14 protein-coding genes are annotated in these 17,292 nt (G+C 53.0%); 13 read left to right on the forward strand and 1 reads right to left on the reverse strand.

Going from position 1 to position 17,292, the window contains the following annotated elements; translation table 11 throughout:
- Positions 1-280 precede the first annotated feature (280 nt).
- The 3 genes from DW724_RS04360 to DW724_RS04370 all read left to right on the forward strand — a co-directional run bounded on the left by DW724_RS04360 (position 281) and on the right by DW724_RS04370 (position 6,077).
- Positions 281-634: a type II toxin-antitoxin system PemK/MazF family toxin gene (locus DW724_RS04360; protein WP_117492473.1), complete on the forward strand. Its 354-nt coding sequence runs from the start codon at positions 281-283 to the stop codon at positions 632-634.
- Complete coding sequence (locus DW724_RS04365; protein WP_118285583.1) at positions 618-1,499, forward strand: phosphoadenosine phosphosulfate reductase family protein; 882 nt, start codon at positions 618-620, stop codon at positions 1,497-1,499. Before DW724_RS04360 ends, DW724_RS04365 begins: the two co-directional genes overlap by 17 nt.
- Positions 1,500-1,646: 147 nt before the next feature.
- Positions 1,647-6,077 (forward strand): S-layer homology domain-containing protein, encoded by a 4,431-nt coding sequence (locus DW724_RS04370; protein WP_158580211.1) that lies wholly within the window; start codon positions 1,647-1,649, stop codon positions 6,075-6,077.
- Positions 6,078-6,130: 53 nt separating this feature from the next.
- Here DW724_RS04370 and DW724_RS04375 read toward each other — a convergent pair whose 3' ends face one another.
- Positions 6,131-7,330 (reverse strand): S-layer homology domain-containing protein, encoded by a 1,200-nt coding sequence (locus DW724_RS04375; protein ID WP_117492470.1) that lies wholly within the window; start codon positions 7,328-7,330, stop codon positions 6,131-6,133.
- Between the two features lie 180 nt (positions 7,331-7,510).
- Between DW724_RS04375 and DW724_RS04380 the strand changes: the two genes are divergently transcribed.
- From DW724_RS04380 to rpsH, 10 genes are all read left to right on the forward strand, one after another.
- The gene (locus tag DW724_RS04380) at positions 7,511-7,696 is read left to right on the forward strand and encodes a helix-turn-helix domain-containing protein (RefSeq protein WP_110436195.1); all 186 of its coding nucleotides are present in this window, start codon (positions 7,511-7,513) and stop codon (positions 7,694-7,696) included.
- An 89-nt stretch (positions 7,697-7,785) separates the two neighbouring features.
- Positions 7,786-8,970 carry a tyrosine-type recombinase/integrase gene (locus DW724_RS04385; RefSeq protein WP_117492469.1) on the forward strand — a complete coding sequence of 395 codons (1,185 nt, stop codon included), beginning with the start codon at positions 7,786-7,788 and terminating at the stop codon, positions 8,968-8,970.
- A gap of 318 nt (positions 8,971-9,288) precedes the next feature.
- Positions 9,289-10,191 (forward strand): substrate-binding domain-containing protein, encoded by a 903-nt coding sequence (locus DW724_RS04390; RefSeq protein ID WP_118760784.1) that lies wholly within the window; start codon positions 9,289-9,291, stop codon positions 10,189-10,191.
- 66 nt (positions 10,192-10,257) lie between these two features.
- Positions 10,258-11,124 (forward strand): phosphate ABC transporter permease subunit PstC, encoded by an 867-nt coding sequence (gene pstC, locus DW724_RS04395; RefSeq protein WP_118760785.1) that lies wholly within the window; start codon positions 10,258-10,260, stop codon positions 11,122-11,124.
- Positions 11,121-12,002 (forward strand): phosphate ABC transporter permease PstA, encoded by an 882-nt coding sequence (gene pstA / locus DW724_RS04400; protein ID WP_118760786.1) that lies wholly within the window; start codon positions 11,121-11,123, stop codon positions 12,000-12,002. The genes pstC and pstA overlap by 4 nt, the downstream gene beginning before the upstream one ends.
- Before the next feature lie 13 nt (positions 12,003-12,015).
- Positions 12,016-12,768, forward strand: a complete 753-nt coding sequence (gene pstB, locus DW724_RS04405; RefSeq protein WP_118760787.1) for a phosphate ABC transporter ATP-binding protein PstB — start codon at positions 12,016-12,018, stop codon at positions 12,766-12,768.
- Positions 12,768-13,436, forward strand: a complete 669-nt coding sequence (phoU, locus tag DW724_RS04410) for a phosphate signaling complex protein PhoU (RefSeq protein ID WP_118760788.1) — start codon at positions 12,768-12,770, stop codon at positions 13,434-13,436. Before pstB ends, phoU begins: the two co-directional genes overlap by 1 nt.
- A 20-nt stretch (positions 13,437-13,456) precedes the next feature.
- On the forward strand, positions 13,457-14,140 hold the full coding sequence (locus tag DW724_RS04415) for a winged helix-turn-helix domain-containing protein (RefSeq protein ID WP_118284623.1): 684 nt from the start codon (positions 13,457-13,459) through the stop codon (positions 14,138-14,140).
- Positions 14,137-15,786 carry a sensor histidine kinase gene (locus DW724_RS04420; RefSeq protein WP_118760789.1) on the forward strand — a complete coding sequence of 550 codons (1,650 nt, stop codon included), beginning with the start codon at positions 14,137-14,139 and terminating at the stop codon, positions 15,784-15,786. The genes DW724_RS04415 and DW724_RS04420 overlap by 4 nt, the downstream gene beginning before the upstream one ends.
- A 1,098-nt stretch (positions 15,787-16,884) precedes the next feature.
- Positions 16,885-17,283, forward strand: a complete 399-nt coding sequence (gene rpsH / locus DW724_RS04425) for a 30S ribosomal protein S8 (RefSeq protein WP_110435396.1) — start codon at positions 16,885-16,887, stop codon at positions 17,281-17,283.
- Positions 17,284-17,292: the final 9 nt, after the last annotated feature.

The raw sequence follows: 17,292 nt of genomic DNA on the forward strand, positions 1-17,292 counted from the left end.
AGGATGTGAATGAAATGCCAGATTGGGAAATCCAACCAAAGAAACATAAATACGAGGTTGGCGAACGTGTATTAGTGCGGCCCGCAATCATAGATTGTATCTGGGCAAAAACCAGTTGCCGTAAGACCGTACCTGCTACTGTTATCTTTGTCCATCCGGACGACCGGTTCATTGTAGCAGAATATCAGGTATGTGCTTCGTTCTTTGGCAGGACGGTATCTACGATACGGGAAAGTTTTTTAATTCCAAAAGTTCAGTGTTTGGAGTGGGAGTGAAATAAATGTATAAACGTGGTGATGTGTTTTGGGCTGATCTCAGTCCTGTTATTGGTTCAGAACAGGACGGCGTGCGTCCTGTTGTAATTTTGCAAAATGATATTGGAAACAAATACTCGCCTACGGTGATTGTAGCGCCGCTTACAAGCAATTTGCATCGGGACAAGCATCTTGTTACTCATGTGCCCGTCTGTATGCAGGGCTTGCCGCAATATTCGGTTGTGTTGTTAGAACAGATACGGACAGTAGATAAAGCACGACTGGGGAATTTTGTCGGTGTAATGGATAAAGAGACATTGAATAAGATTGATGAAAGTGTGATGTGCAGTTTGGGGCTGACGGATGGATTTAGAACATAGAGCAATCGCCCGTCTGCGGTTGGCAGCGGAAATGAGCGAAGCCTATTACGGTAAGCCATTGATTATTACAGTGAGTGGCGGGAAAGACAGCGATATATGCCTGTACCTTGCCGCCGCTTCCGGTATCCGCTATGAGGTCATGCACAACCATACCAGCGTGGATGCACCGGAGACTGTATACCACGTGCGCGAGCAGTTCCGGCGTTTGGAGCTCGCCGGTGTGAAATGTACTGTCAATTACCCGACTTACAAGGGCGTACCGGTCAATATGTGGATGCTTATACCGCAAAAGCTGATGCCGCCCACAAGAACAGTAAGATACTGCTGTTCGGTGCTGAAAGAAAGCGGCGGCGCTGGCCGCATGATTACGACGGGTGTCCGCTGGGCGGAAAGCGCCAGCCGCCGTACCAAACGCGGCATTTACGAGAGTATGCCGCACGATCTCAGCAAAAAGGTCATTATCAACAACGATAATGCAGATACCCGCCTTTTGTTCGAGAGCTGCAAATTGCAGGCGAAGCGGGTCTGCAATCCCATTGTGGATTGGTCGGACTATGATGTGTGGTCGTATATCCATGCTGAGAGAATACCGATAAATCCGCTGTATTCGTGCGGCTTCCATAGGGTCGGTTGTGTGGGTTGCCCGATGGCAGGACGTCGAATGCGTCTGTTTGAGTTCGGCCGGTATCCCACGTATCAGCGCGCCTACATCCGTGCCTTTGAGCGAATGCTCGAAGAACGTGTTGCACGCGGCAAGCTCGACAGCACATGGCGTGCTGGGACAACTGGCGAGGATATATTCCGCTGGTGGATGCAGGACCGGAATATCGAGGGACAAATGAAGATTGAGGGCTTTGACGGATAGAGCCCAGGTATGTACCGTGCGGATTCCCGCGCGGTTTTATTATATACACGCCAAATTTCAAGGGGGTGGTTCCAGTGTGCTACTCGGTGCATGGTTAATCCATGCAGTATCGGTTTGGAAATAAGTTTGAGATGGAGGGATGAGGAAATGGATTTTTTGAAGAAACGGCTCAAGCGGCTTACGTCGATGGGGCTGGCATTGCTCTTGTCTGCGTCGGCGTTTCCGGCCACGGCCTTTGCCGCGTCGGACAGCACCAGCACGCTTGCCGAAGTAACGGCAAAGTATATCGACGCGGAAAACGGCAAGGAGATTGCCGAGCAAGAGATATATAGCGTAACACATGAGGAACGGCAGCCGCAGGAAATCGAGAACTACACCTACGTCGATTACACGGAAAACGTCGAGTACGTCTACTCCCATAAGGATCTGACTTATATTGTCGGCTACCCGGACGAAAGCGTGCGGCCGGATGCTTCCATGACCCGTGCAGAAGCAACTACGGTCTTTTACCGTCTCTATGACGGCGAGTATCCAGAGTTTGAGCGCCGCATGTCAAACGGCACGTTCGAGGACGTCAAGACGGATTACTGGTTCTACAAAGAAGTCGAAACGCTGTATAACATTGGAATTGTAGACGGCACGGATGAACACAAATTCTCGCCGGATGCGCCCGTCACCCGCGCGGAGTTTGCCGTCATGGCGGCGCGGTTCGCCAATTTGGACTACGAGGGCGGCAATCTCTTTGACGACGTTCCCAACGGCCATTGGGCGTACAGCTATATCAATGCAGCCGCAAACGCTGGCTGGGTAGAGGGCTACCCGGACGGCAGTTTCCGGCCGGATGAGCCGATCAGCCGTGCCGAGGTCGTGCGGCTGGTAAACGGTATGATTAACCGTAACGTCACGCTGGACAAGCTGAAAGAGCTGGGCATCGAATGTCCGTACAATGATCTGGTTGAGAATCACTGGGGTTACTGCGATCTGATAGAAGCCAGCATTCCGCACAGCGCGGAAGAATGGCACGGCCTCAGCTACAATGACGGTATTTACAACATCATCGTTGAAAAATTCATAGACCAGAACGGCAAGGAACTTGCTGAAACTGTCACCACAGCGGGCAAGGAAGAAAGTTCACCCAAGGTCATCCCGGCATACGAGTACCGCGGCTATATCCGCACGATCGTTTATCAGTACACGAACGGTGATGCGATCCCGTCCATTGAAAAGACGGCGAACGCCAAAACCGCCAATGTAGGCGATACCCTGACCTATACGGTGAAGCTGACGAATGATGAAGCAGCTTCTTCCGCGTGGAAAGAAGTCGTCCTCACCGACGAAATTCCGGACGGCTTGACTTTCGCGGATGGCAGCGTGTACGTAGAAAGCAAGGCGGCAAAGCACTCGTTTGAAAACGGATTGCTTTCTGTCCCTCTGGGCGACATTGCCGCAGGTCAGACGGTTTCAGTCACTTTCAAAGCAACCGTGAACAGCGATATGTACAACCAGACGATCTACAACACCGCAGTCGCCGAGGGCGCAAACGGTATCGTTAAGGATGAAAGCGGTAGCGAAACCGGCAAGTATGAGGACACAGACGACGGTGTTTATATCAACAAGGGCGACACCGCGCCCTATGTGGAAAAACGTGCGGACAAGCCTTCCGCCGAGGTCGGCGATAAGATCACCTATACCGTCACGCTCGGCAACGCAGAGGGTGCCGTTTATGAAATCGAAAACGCTTCCATGACCGACATTATCCCGGCGGAACTGGATTTTGTGGACGGCAGCGTGCAGGTAGACGGTGTAAGTACAGGTTATTCATTCGATAACGAGACCCGTACCCTGACCGTGCCGCTGGACAGAATTGCACCGAATACAAAAACGACGGTTACTTTTGCAGCGACCGTCAATGAATCGGCCTACGGCAAAACAGTTTACAACACTGCGGTCATGTCCGGTGACAATATTTCGGACACCGAGGGCACAGACGACGGTGTTGCCATCGGTGACGGTAAAGCCCGCCCCAGCATTGAGAAGTCGGCGGACAAGTCCTCTGCCAAGGTCGGCGACAAGATCACCTATATTCTGACGCTCTCTAACAGCGAGACCGCGACTGTACCCGTAGAAAATGCGGCCGTTACTGATGTTATCCCTGCTGGCCTGACGTTCGAGTACGGCTCGGTCATGCTGGACGGCAGCGGCACGAGTGATTTCACCTATGATGAAAATACCCGCCTGCTGACGGTAAACGTCGGCAGCATTGAGCCGGATACCAGCCGCACGGTTTCCTTTGTGGCGACCGTCAACGAAGATGCCTACAATACGACGATTCAGAACCTTGCCACCCTGACTTCGGACAACACCGAGCCGGTACAGGACAAGGACGACGGCGTTGTCGTTGCAGACGGTATGACCGACCTGTCCATCAACAAGAGTGTTGATAAATCTTCTGCTCGTGTCGGTGATACTCTGACCTACACGGTACAAGTCTCCAATGGTGCGGGTGCAGAGGTAAATATCCGCGACACGGTGATGCGGGATGCTATCCCGGATGGCCTGACCTTCCGCGGCAACGTCACAGTGGACGGCTACTCAACGGTATATCAGTATGACAATGAAAACCGAACCCTTTCTGTTCCGCTGGATGCGATCGCCCCCGGCCAGACGAAAACTATTTCGTTTGATGTGCTGGTGAACAGTGATGCCTACGGCATGATGATTGAGAACACGGCGGTCGCTTCCGGCAGCAATGCGCCGGATACGGAGGACACGGATGACGGCGTCACCATCGAGAACGGCACGCCGGACGGCCGTGCGGGTGCAAAGTCAGCCAATAAAATGACCGCGCGCGTGGGTGATACAATCACCTACACGATCACGCTGGAAAATAGCGCAATGGCAACGGCGGACTGGACCGGCGTTACCGTGACCGATGCTCTGCCGGATGGTGTGACTTTCACAGGCAACGTCCAGAAAGACGGTCAGGCAACGACGGAATATTCCTACGATTCATCTTCACGCACGCTGACGCTCACGCCTTACGCAATCGCACCGGATACGCAGGTGGTGTACACCTTTGATGTGACGGTAGACGAGGGTATGCAGGGCGAATTTATCGTCAATACGGCTATTCTGACGGATGGCAACGAGCAAACGCCGCTTCCGGATGCAGGCGTGCAGATCAACAAGGGCGAAGCCGACCCGATTGTAACTAAGTCCGCGAGCGTGACCAAAGCTGATATTGGCGATATGTTCACCTATGAGATCACGGTCAAAAATGGCGATAAGGCTACTGCGCCGTGGAAAAACGTCGTGGCATACGACACGCTTCCGGCTGGCGTGAAGTTGATCGGCAACGTGTATCTGGATGGTAAGGTGGCGCTGCATAAGCTGAACGGTAACGCGCTGTCCGTGCTGGTGGGTGATTTTGCTGCAGGCGAAAGCGTAGTAATCTCCTTTGATGTGCAGGTACTTGACACAGCGGCCGGTACGACCCTTCAAAACAGCGTGGATGTGACCGGCGATAACGGCATCGGCACGGCAACAGATGACGGCGTAACCGTACCGGAGGTTGAGCCGCAAAACCCTAATGATGCCACCGGCTTCTATGTCACAAAAGATGTGGATAAGACGGTGGTTGATGTAAGTAAGGATGCCGACGAAGTATCCAGAACGGCAACATTTACGGTTATTGTTGGAAATCACAGTGATATAATGTGGGAAAACGTCGTGCTGAAAGATACGCTGGATACCTCTGTGGTAACGCCTGTTTTGCAAAACAATGTTTATGTGAACGGAGTCCTAAGTAATAAATGGAGTTTTTCAGGCAAGGCATTCACTCTGGAATTGGGTGACATTGCACCCGGCCAATCGCATAAAATTTTGCTTACCGTCCGCTTTAAGAACGATGCAGGCGGCAAGACCTACGTCAACTATGCGACCGGAGAGGGCGATAACGGCAATGCTATCGGAAAGTCGCCGGAAGTTGAAATTATCAGCTCAGTTGCTGATTTGATAACTGATATTCATTATCAGCTTTATAATGGTTATGACGAAAATATGTGGCGACCCGCAGACCGTATTTCACTGCAAGAAGCGTGCATCGTAGCATATCGTCTGATTTCCAACGGCGGGAACACGTGGCTGGACCGTGGCACGGTGACGGTGCCGGACTACGAGTTCAGCATCCCCGAAGAAGCAAAATATTTTGTCTCTATCGGTGTGCTGCCCGCAAGCGTATTCGACACAACGAAAATGACCGAAGATGTTGATTACGAAATCAATTATGAGGTTTCGGAAAAAGGCTATCTGCGAATCTGGGCTACCTCGGAACAGCTTAATACGCTTGTGAAGTATATCACTGGCACGAATGCAGGGCTCAGCGGTGATGTGTCCCGCCTGAATTTTGCCAAGCTGATTTGCCAGCTTACCGGACGGGATACCGACCCGGATACCTCGGCTTACAGCGGCCATATCCAATATTTCACGGATAGTGGTTCTTCTGAGGACCTGATTACTGAAGTCTCGCACGAACACGATTATGTGCTTGACACAGACGGGAATGAGTATTGGATTTAACAATTTTATAGGAAAAGGCAATCCCTCGTTTCGTTGTGAAACGAGGGATTTGCTTACCGATTATTTAATTCTGTTATTGTTAGTTTATCAAAAAGCTGCAAAGCGTACACTTTCTCACCTTGGACATAGGCAGAGACAGCAGTAGTTTTTGAACGGGTGTTGAGCATATTTTCTCGATGACCTTGTGAGCCATACCATTTGTTTAAGTTTTCCTGCGCATTGGTTGTAATTAAACCTATGAGTGCATTTTCAGCATTGCATCCATAACCAACAGATGCGAACACCGAGCCATCCGGTCTTGTATGAGAAATATCCCCGTCTCGTTCGTCAACAATCCAGATTTCGCGGGAACGAGTGTCCGCCCATTCCTGTACTTTCAACGAGTAAGTCAGACGTGGCAAACCGTTTTCTTCGCGCAGGTCGTTGATGGCGTCAAAGGTGGCATTGGACAGGTCATAATCCCAATAGCCGCCGTACTCGTCTACCGCAGATTTGCCGATAGGGCGTAGACTGATTTCATCTGTTACGGTCTGGTTATCGTCTGCGGTTTCGTTGTCGGTATCATCCGGCACAGGCTGTCCGTCTGGTGAAACCGGTGTTTCCGGCTCCGTCGGTTCATTTGCGTCCAAGATGTTTTCCGCGTTCATCAGCATTGTTGCGACTTCGGCACGAGTAGCTGTCCCGTGCGGATTTAACTTTCCGTCCGAGCCGCTGACAATGCCCTTGTTGACGCACCAGCTCATGGCGTTTGTTGCGTAACGGGAAACTGATTGATAGTCCGAGAAATCATAGTATTTATCTGGTATAAAGCCGGTATCTGTATCAAGGCCAAGGTGGTCCGCGTAGCGGTACAGGATGGCCGTAAGCTGCTCGCGGGTGATCGCATCATTCGGGCCGAACTGCGTATCGCTGTACCCGGTAACGAGGTCATTCATGCGCGCCCAGTAGACAGGCGCGCTGTAATAGGCGTTTGTATCTACGTCTGCATAGGGGTATCCCCAGTTGCTTTCGGGCATATCAGGTGAACCTGCCAGTCGGTACAGGATGGTCACGATCATGCCGCGGCTGGTAGTTGCGTTCGGGCTGAACGCCGTATCCGATGTACCATTCATCAGCCCGTTTTCGCAAACATAGTTGACCGCATCGTGATACCAGTCCGACGGACGGACGTCCGAAAAGTTTGAAACATTGGCGGCGCCTGCCGAACAGGTAATAGCTGCCGCACACAAGATAGATGTGATTTCTTTTTTCATAAAGTCATACCCCACAATAAAGAACAGAAAAGTTTATCATGGTTTCATTATATCATGTTGCTGTCCGTTCCGGTAGCGGGCATGGCGCACAAAAACCATGTGGGGATTTTGAATTGCAAACGAGATGCAGTAAATTGTTGCTGCATAGATGATAACCAATACGCAGGAGGGCTGTGGTTTATGGATTATAAAATTTTGACGCAGGACGATTTGCTTGAGTTGTTCCCTTTTGGCAAAACCAAGCTAAAATGCCTGCTGGAAGCAGGCGTATTGCCTGTGGTGAAAGTGGGACGGGATTATTTGACGAATGAACGTGAACTTGACCGGTGGTTTGAAGCAAATAAAGGGAAAGAGATATTTTACTGATTGAATTGCCTTTACAGAGGGACGGCGTTATAATATATGCGTTAGCTGTTTATGCTGCCGCCCCTGTTTATTTGATAGGAGCGATACGCATGAATACAGTAGAAAATATCAATAAAGTTAAGAGAATCCGCGGATATGGGGAGGGTAGTGTATATCAGCGGAAAGATGGCCGCTGGGTCGGCAAATATAAGGACGAAAAGATGTTGAAACCGCGTTATGTCTATGGTAAGACAGAAGCGGAAGCAAGACGGAAATTGCGTGAATTTAAGAAAACAATAGTGCATGGCATTACGGATTGTAGAAAAGTATTGCTTAGCACTTATATTGAGCGATGGTTATATACTTTCAAGGCCGCAGCCGTGGAGAATACCAGCTTTGATCGGTTGGAGTCTGTCTATTACACGCATATCAAGCCGACGCTTGGCGGCTTCCAACTTGGGAATATCAAAGCGGTTGATATTCAAACACTGTTAAACCAGAAAAGCACTGAATATTCTTATACTATCGTCAAGATGATCCGGCAGATACTTTCTGAGGTTTTCCAACATGCCTATACTGAGGGTGACATTCTTAAAAACCCAATGGCAAATGTTATCATGGCAAAACGGAGCAAGTTTAAGCCAGAGCGGAAAATGCTGATATTAGAGGATGCAGAGGTTAAACGGTTGGAGGAAGCAGCCAGAGAGAAGTATGGTACAGGCCGTCCGCTTTTTGTTCACGGAAACCTGATCGTATTTATGCTGCATACCGGCCTGCGGTGTGGTGAACTGCTTGCGCTGGAATGGTCTGATATTGACTTTGAAAGCAAGACGGTATCCATAAATAAAAATCTGGCAAAGATCAAGAACAGGGATACCGGAAAAGATACGTCCAAAAGCACCTTACAGGTAAAAGGCACTAAGACATCCAGCAGCAACCGGATTATCCCACTAAATAGTAAAGCAATCAACGCACTTAGGGAATTGCAGATGATTTACAGGCAATGCGGCATCAAAAGCAAATATGTTGCCTGTTCGCAAAAAGGCGGCTTCCTCACTAATAACCGTATGCACAATTTACTTGAGCGTATGTTGAAGCACACGGGGATAGACAAGCCGCTCACGATCCATCAGCTACGTCACACTTTTGCAAGCCGTGCGTTAAATGCTGGCGTAAGCATCAGCGTAGTAAGCAAATGGATGGGGCATGCCAGTATTTCCACCACATATAATATCTACATTCACGCTATGGAACAGGAACGGCTGACAGCGTTAGACGTTCTTGAAGCTATGTAGCGAAAAGGTGTAACATTGGTGTACGCCTCTCGAAAAAACGACTTAAAGCCCAGTAATATAGGCGTTTAAGGGTGCAAGAGGGGGAAAACCGCAGGTTGTCCTTCCTTTTTGCCCCCGCGGCGGGCGCCGCACGTTCCTGCGCTACGCAGAGCATAACTCCCTCTGAATCGCAGGCGAAAACCTCGATTTAACATAAATTTTACTCGAAAACACACACTTTACTTAAACTTAACGAACTCTCGCTTTTGCATTTTACAAAACTTCCGTAAGATAATCTTGTAACAAAAAACGAAGACGAATGTAAAAGGAGAACAAATTATGAAAAAGAGCATTTCCATGCTTCTGGCAGCACTGATGCTGACCGGTGCACTGAGCGGCTGCGGCGGCAGTTCCTCTTCCGATTCTTCGGATTCCCAGGCAAGCGGTAATGACAGCGGCGTATCCGGCGCAATCACCGTTATCTCCCGTGAGGATGGTTCCGGTACGCGCGGCGCGTTCATCGAGCTGACCGGCGTTGAGGAGAAGAACGACGCAGGCGAGAAGATCGACAATACCACCGCGGATGCCGAGATCGCCAACAAGACCGATGTTGTACTGACCAGCGTAGCAGGCAACGAGAAGGCTATTGGCTACATTTCCCTCGGTGCGCTGAACGACACCGTTAAGGCTGTCAAGGTAGACGGCGCAGAAGCTACCGTAGATAACGTCAAGGCAGGCACCTACAAGCTGTCCCGTCCGTTCAATATTGCAACCAAGGGCGAGCCGACCGGCGTAGCCAAGGATTTTATCAACTTCATCCTCTCCAAGGAAGGTCAGGCTGTTGTAACCGATAACAAGTACATCGCTGTTGACGACAATGCAGCAGTCTTTACTTCCGACGGTTCCTCCGGACAGATCGCAGTCGGCGGTTCCTCCTCGGTATCCCCGGTTATGGAGAAGCTGATCGAGGCGTACAAGGCTGTAAACCCGAACGCAAGCATCGACCTGCAGACCTCTGACTCCACCTCCGGCATGACCGGCACGATGGACGGCACCTTTGCCATCGGCATGGCATCCCGCGAGCTGAAGGACGACGAGGCTGCACAGCTTACCGGCACCGCCATCGCACTTGACGGCATCGCAGTAGTCGTAAACCCGGCGAACACCATTGACGACCTGTCTATGGATCAGATCAAGGGTATCTATGTCGGCGACATCACCGACTGGGGCGACCTCGCGTAAGCGAATTCACAGACTGATAAAACAGGGCGAAGCGATTCGCCCTGTGCCTGTATAGGAGATAGATTTATGAAAAACCTTCGGGAAAACCTGATGCACATGGTATTTTTCCTCTGTGCACTGACCTCCATCTTTGCGGTGGTGCTCATCTGTATTTTCCTGTTTGCGAACGGTGTGCCTGCCATGAAGGAGATTGGCCTGCTGGACTTCCTCACAGGCGCGAAGTGGAAGCCGGGCAACGACATTTACGGCATCCTGCCGATGATCCTCGGCAGCCTGTACATCACCGCCGGTGCGATCGTTATCGGCGTGCCGATCGGTCTGCTGACCGCGGTATTCATGGCATTCTACTGTCCGAAAAAGCTGTACGGTCTGCTCAAGCCGTGCACCGAGCTGCTGGCCGGTATTCCGTCCATCGTATACGGCTTCTTCGGCATGGTCATTATCGTACCGGCAGTCCGTGCGGTGGCAGGCGTGTTCGGCGCGGATATCTCCGGCTCATCCATTCTGGCGGCGTCCATCCTGCTCGGCATTATGATTCTGCCGACCATCATCGGTGTGTCCGAAGCGGCGCTGCGTGCGGTTCCGATGAGCTACTACGAGGGCGCCGTCGCCATGGGCGCACGGCATGAGCGTGCCATATTCACGGTTATGGTACCGGCTGCCAAGTCCGGCGTGCTGGCTGGCATCGTGCTCGGCATCGGCCGCGCCATCGGCGAGACCATGGCGGTTATCATGGTAGCGGGCAACCAGCCGCGACTGACCGGCAGTATGATCAAGGGCATCCGCACCATGACGGCAAACATCGTGCTTGAGATGGGCTACGCCACCGGCCTGCACCGTGAGGCGCTTATTGCGACCGGCGTTGTGCTGTTCGTATTCATTCTGCTCATCAATCTGGTATTCTCGGTTCTCAAAAGGAGGAAGGAAGCATGACAAGAGAAGCTGTCTCTGCTGCAAAACCGGCAGTGCGCGTACAGGCAAAGACCGGAAAGGTGCACGGCGCCGCGTCTGCGGCTGTGCTCAAGGGTCTGGTGTACGGCGCGGCTGTGCTGACCTTTGCGGTGCTGCTGTTCCTGCTCGGCTATATTCTGGTGACGGGTATCCCGCATCTCAAGCCGTCGCTGTTCCAGTGGAATTATACCTCTGAGAACGTCTCGATGATGCCTGCCATCCTTACTACGGTTGAAACGACCGCGCTGGCACTGCTGCTGGCCGTGCCGCTCGGCCTGTTCACCGCCGTGTACCTGAATGAGTACGCCAAGCGCGGCAACAAGTTGGTAAACGTCATCCGCATCACGACCGAGACGCTTTCCGGCATTCCGTCCATCGTATACGGCCTGTTCGGCATGCTGTTCTTCGTCACCAGGCTGCACTGGGGATACTCGCTGCTGGCCGGTGCGATGACGCTGGCAATCATGATCCTGCCGCTCATCATGCGTACCGCTGAGGAAGCACTGATAGCGGTTCCGGATTCCTACCGCGAAGGCTCGTTCGGTCTGGGTGCCGGACGTCTGCGCACGGTATTCCGCATCGTGCTGCCTGCTGCGGGTCCCGGCATTCTGTCCGGTGTTATCCTTGGTATCGGCCGCATCGTCGGTGAGACCGCGGCGCTCATCTTTACCGCAGGCACCATGGCACAGATTCCCGGCCTGTTCCAGTCCGGCCGTACGCTGGCCATCCACATGTATGTGCTCTCGGGTGAGGCGCTGCACATGAACGAGGCAAATGCTACCGCAGTCGTTCTGCTGCTGGTGGTCCTGCTGATGAATATGCTTTCCGCTCTGGCGGCGAAAAAGCTGACCAAGAAGTAAATGGAGAATGAACATGGAAAATAAGATCGAAATTCACAATATGAATCTGCATTACGGCGATTTTCACGCCCTGCACGATATCAATCTGGATATCAAGGAGAATGAGATCACCGCATTCATCGGACCGTCCGGCTGCGGCAAGTCTACGCTGCTGCGTTCGCTCAACCGCATGAACGATCTGGTGGAAAACTGCCGTATCACGGGCGACATCATGCTCGATGGTCAGGATATCTACAAGAACTGTGACATCAATCTGCTGCGCCGCCGTGTCGGCATGGTATTCCAGAAGCCGAATCCGTTCCCGATGTCGATTTATGATAACATCGCCTATGGTCCGCGCACGCACGGCATCAAGAGCCGTGTGCAGCTTGACGAGATCGTCGAGACTTCGCTCAAGCGTGCCGCTATCTGGGAGGAGACCAAGGATAACCTCAAAAAATCCGCGCTGTCCATGTCCGGCGGTCAGCAGCAGCGTATCTGCATCGCGCGTGCGCTTGCCGCAGACCCGGAGGTGCTGCTGATGGACGAGCCGACCTCTGCGCTTGATCCGATCTCCACCGCGAAGATCGAGGACCTTGTGCTCGAGCTCAAAAAGGATTATACTATCGTTATGGTAACGCATAATATGCAGCAGGCCACCCGTGTTTCGGATACGACCGCATTCTTCCTGCTTGGCGACATGATCGAAGTGGATGACACCGAAAAGCTGTTCTCCATGCCGTCGGACAAGCGCACGGAAGACTACATTACGGGGAGGTTCGGCTAATGAGAAACCGTTTTGACAATCAGCTTGCGGAGATGAACAATGAGCTGATCTCGATGGGAGCACTGTGCGAAAACGCAATCGCCAGTGCGGTAAAGGCTCTGCTTGAGGGCGATATCAAGCTGGCGGCGGCCGCCATCCGCATCGATCAGGAGATCGACCGCAAAGAACGCGAAATCGAGTCCATGTGTCTCAAGCTGCTGCTGCAGCAGCAGCCGGTGGCAAGCGATCTGCGTCTGATCTCTTCCGTGCTGAAAATGATCACGGATATCGAGCGTATCGGCGATCAGGCAAGCGATATTGCGGAGATTGTAACGTATCTGTCCGGTGCGTGCGGTCACAACACGCATATCGACCAGATGGCGCAGGCAACCATTAAAATGGTGACCAACAGCCTGGATGCGTTTGTCCGCCGTGACCTGACCCTTGCATGGAGCGTTATTGAATATGATGATGTGGTAGACCGCCTGTTCGATGAGTGCAAGAGCGACCTTATCGCGGAGATCGCGCAGGACCCGGAGGACGGCGAGCGCGTACTCGATGTGCTGATGATCGCCAAGTATCTGGAGCGTATCGGCGACCACGCGACCAATATTGCCGAATGGGTGGAGTTTTCCATCACCGGCTCGCATAAAAGTGCAATGCACGGCGCGGAAGCGGCGGCACGCTGACAGAAATCGGAGTGTAATATATGATATACTGTGTGGAAGATGATGCGGGTATCCGCGAACTGGTGGTGTATACACTGCGCAACACCGGTTTTGAGGCTGACGGCTTCGAGGACGGTGCGGCGCTGACGGCTGCTCTGAAAAAATGCAAGCCGCAGCTGATTCTGCTGGATATCATGCTGCCCGGCGAGGACGGCATCACTATTCTGCGTCGTCTGCGCGCAGCGCCGGATACGGCGAGGGTTCCAGTCATTCTGCTGACTGCGAAAAACACGGAGTACGACAAGGTAGTCGGCCTGGACACCGGTGCGGATGATTACATTCCCAAGCCGTTCGGCATGATGGAGCTGATTGCGCGCATTCGTGCGGTCCTGCGCCGCACCGAGGATATGCAGGGCAAGGATGAGCCGCGTCCGCTGGTAGCCGGCGGCATCTGTGTGGATGAGCGGGCCCACACCGTATTCGTGAACGAGCAGGAGGTACAGCTGACACTCAAGGAGTACCAGCTGCTGTGCCTGCTGATGAAAAACCGCGGTGCTGTGCTCACGCGCGATGTGCTGCTCGAGAATATCTGGGGCTATAATAATGAAAGCGAAACCCGCACGGTCGATGTGCATATCCGCACGCTGCGGCAAAAGCTGGGCGCGGACGGTGCGCTGATCGAGACTGTCCGCGGTGTTGGCTACCGCATGGGAGAGCACACATGAGAAAGCGCGTATTCGGCAGCATTTTCCTCACATCGCTTGTCACGCTGCTGCTGACGACCGGGCTGCTGCTGCTGGCAGTTCACGCCGGTCTGACCAATGACATGCGGCAGCGGCTGGTAACGGAGAGCAGCTACCTGTCTGCGGTGGATGACATTCGGGAGGAACTGGAGGAGTGCGGCTCGGTGTACGCCGACCGTTTGACGCTGGTCGCGCAGGATGGCACTGTGCTGTACGACAACCGCACGAATGCCTCCGAGATGGAGAACCACGCCGTCCGTCCGGAGATTGCGGCGGCAGAGAAGAACGGCACGGGCGAGGACAACCGTTTGTCCGAAACCTTCGCTGAGCAGACGTTTTATTACGCGGTGCGCCTGAAAAACGGCGATGTTCTGCGTATTTCCGCAACTGCGGACAGCGTGTTCGGCGCACTGCCGAATGCGTCACCGTGGATTGTGCTGATCATCCTGCTGGCGCTGCTGGTCGCGGCGCTGCTGGCAGGCTGGCTGACCGGTCTGTTCCTCAAGCCGATCGAAGCACTCGACCTGCATGATCCGATGAAGGGCGAAGCCTATGACGAGCTGTCGCCGCTGCTGCACCGTATGGACAAGCAGAACCGCAAAATTCAGGCGCAGATGGACGAGCTGCAGCGTCGTCAGGCTGAGTTTGACGACATTACGGCCCGCATGGACGAAGGTCTGGTGCTGTTTTCCGGCAAGGGCATGATTCTGTTCGCCAATCACGCTGCGCGGGCGCTGTTTCCGCATGACAGTGCGGAAGGCAGCTATCTGACGCTGTGCCGCGATGCGAATTACATTCAGGTGGTCGAGCAGGCGCTCGACGGCAAAGGCGCGCACGGAAAACTCGAGCGGAACGGCCGCATTTATGAACTTACGGCAAGCTCGGTGGAGGAGAACAGCGCATGGCACGCGGCCGTGCTGCTGATCGTGGATATTACCGAGCGCGAGCGTGCCGAGCAGCAGCGGCAGGAATTTACCGCCAACGTGTCGCACGAGCTGAAAACGCCGCTGACCAGCATCATGGGCTACGCGGAGATCATCGCGGGCGGCATTGCCAAGCCAGAGGACGTGGCGCCGTTTGCGGGCAAGATCCGCACGGAAGCGCAGCGGCTGCTGGCGCTCATCGAGGATATCATTCATCTGTCCCGGCTGGATGAAGGCGGAGAAACGGTGGCCTTTGAGCCGGTGGAGCTGTCCGCACTCTGTGATACTGTGCGCGACCGCCTGCAGAGCAAGGCAGCAGGCAAGGGCATTGCGCTGCACATCGAGGGAGAACCGGCTGCGGTTTCCGGTCAGCGCCGCACGCTCGAGCAGATGATCTTCAATCTAACGGATAACGCCATCAATTATAATAAGCCGCAGGGCAGTGTGACGCTTGTGACCGGCACAGAGAACGGCCGGCCGTTCGTGCAGGTGGCGGATACCGGCATCGGTATCGCGCCGGCGGACCAGCAGCGCGTGTTTGAGCGGTTCTACCGCGTGGATAAGAGCCACAGCAAGATGACCGGCGGCACCGGACTGGGGCTTTCGATTGTCAAGCATGGTGCGGCACTGCATCGTGCGGAGATTGAGCTGAAGAGTGCGCTCGGCGAGGGGACTTGCATTACTTTGCGGTTTCCTAAAGAATGATGAATGGGTGCTAACCCTTAGCTGGGGTTCCAAAAGGATAGACACCAAGGTTTCTATCCTCTTGGGACTCCAGTTTCCTTTATTTCTTAACTCGGCGAAAATCAGAGAGCGGCGACCGCTGCGAAAATAGGAGTACGGCAGAGGATTTTTTCTTCCGTGTCTTTCTCAACCGATTCGCAGTGTCAGATAACGTACTGCTACACATACGGTTCAATCTACGCAGGCGCAACATGACCGTGTTGCGCAATTCGTTAATCTGGAGTTTGCGCACGGCACCTACGGATTAGGCGTTTGGTACAAGTTATTTTCGCAGGCCCTGTCTGTAACAACGCGCTCACGAATTGTGCGGCACTATTGTGCCGCACCCAGCGTAGATTTTCTGGTCTGTGTAGCAGAATGGTATCTGATACTGCGGATATGCGGATACATGGCGCACGAAGTGCGACCATGCGGAAGAAAAGATCCTCTGCCGTTCCTTTATAGTCTCAGCTCTGCAAATTTCGCCGTGCTAAATAGGAAGAAGGATGATTCACAAGAAGGAGGGAACCTTGGTTCTCTCCTTCTTGTGCCCCTGCCGGGCAGGCAAGTTCCGTTCGCCTCGCAGGCGAAATCCCATCGAAAAAGAAATCTCAAAAAAATAAGAAATTTTGAAAAAAACACTTGCGCGATACACCCGGTGTAGTGTATACTAATTACAGTTGCGCAAATGCGTAACCGAATTGCCGCGCAAAGGAGTTTCTCCTGCGCACGCCCATCGGCCATCAACCGGATTTTCCCGGCGTGGTCCCTGGTGCGGTCCAAAAACGGCCGACCTGCCGTTATACCGGGTAATCAAGCAATTTGACTGCAAAACAGGCTAAAACTGCGTAAAAATCAGCACTTTTTCCGATTGCAGCCATTGGTTTCTCGTGCTATAATTAACGCTGGTCTGGTTGAGTACTGGACCGGCGATTTTTTATCCCCGCCGCTGTCCGTGGAAGGGCCACGAACAGTGTAAAGAAAAGTGGAGGGCAAACAGACAAATCAGAACCGGATTAACCCACCGGCGCTCGATTGCTGCACTACCCCCAAACTTCTTATATTAAAGGAGAGCATTTTATGCAGATCACTGATCCTATCGCGGATATGCTGACTCGTATCCGCAACGCTGGCAATGCTCGTCATGCCAGTGTGGATGTACCCGCATCCAAGATGAAGAAGGCTATTGCCCAGATCCTGCTCGATGAAGGCTACATCAAGTCTTTCGAGGTTGTAGAGGGCAACACCCAGGGCATTATCCGCATCGCACTGAAGTACGTTGATAACCGCCAGAAGGCTATCACCGGCATCAAGCGTGTGTCCAAGCCGGGCCTGCGTGTATACGCTGGCGCACAGGAGCTGCCGAAGGTACTCCGCGGTCTTGGTATTGCCATCGTTTCCACTTCCAGAGGCGTCATGACCGACAAGAAGGCTCGCGAGCTGAATGTCGGCGGTGAAGTTCTCGCATTTGTATGGTAAGGGAGGTAT

The sequence above is a fragment of the Butyricicoccus sp. AM27-36 genome, assembly GCF_003480945.1.
In the GTDB taxonomy this organism is placed as follows: domain Bacteria; phylum Bacillota; class Clostridia; order Oscillospirales; family Butyricicoccaceae; genus Agathobaculum; species Agathobaculum butyriciproducens.

Coding starts and splice junctions, on each gene's coding strand:
- DW724_RS04360 (WP_117492473.1), top strand. CDS start 281: ATGTATAAACGTGGTGATGTGTTTTGGGCTGATCTCAGTCCTGTTATT.
- DW724_RS04365 (WP_118285583.1), top strand. CDS start 618: ATGGATTTAGAACATAGAGCAATCGCCCGTCTGCGGTTGGCAGCGGAA.
- DW724_RS04370 (WP_158580211.1), top strand. CDS start 1,647: ATGGATTTTTTGAAGAAACGGCTCAAGCGGCTTACGTCGATGGGGCTG.
- DW724_RS04375 (WP_117492470.1), bottom strand. CDS start 7,330: ATGAAAAAAGAAATCACATCTATCTTGTGTGCGGCAGCTATTACCTGT.
- DW724_RS04380 (WP_110436195.1), top strand. CDS start 7,511: ATGGATTATAAAATTTTGACGCAGGACGATTTGCTTGAGTTGTTCCCT.
- DW724_RS04385 (WP_117492469.1), top strand. CDS start 7,786: ATGAATACAGTAGAAAATATCAATAAAGTTAAGAGAATCCGCGGATAT.
- DW724_RS04390 (WP_118760784.1), top strand. CDS start 9,289: ATGAAAAAGAGCATTTCCATGCTTCTGGCAGCACTGATGCTGACCGGT.
- pstC (WP_118760785.1), top strand. CDS start 10,258: ATGAAAAACCTTCGGGAAAACCTGATGCACATGGTATTTTTCCTCTGT.
- pstA (WP_118760786.1), top strand. CDS start 11,121: ATGACAAGAGAAGCTGTCTCTGCTGCAAAACCGGCAGTGCGCGTACAG.
- pstB (WP_118760787.1), top strand. CDS start 12,016: ATGGAAAATAAGATCGAAATTCACAATATGAATCTGCATTACGGCGAT.
- phoU (WP_118760788.1), top strand. CDS start 12,768: ATGAGAAACCGTTTTGACAATCAGCTTGCGGAGATGAACAATGAGCTG.
- DW724_RS04415 (WP_118284623.1), top strand. CDS start 13,457: ATGATATACTGTGTGGAAGATGATGCGGGTATCCGCGAACTGGTGGTG.
- DW724_RS04420 (WP_118760789.1), top strand. CDS start 14,137: ATGAGAAAGCGCGTATTCGGCAGCATTTTCCTCACATCGCTTGTCACG.
- rpsH (WP_110435396.1), top strand. CDS start 16,885: ATGCAGATCACTGATCCTATCGCGGATATGCTGACTCGTATCCGCAAC.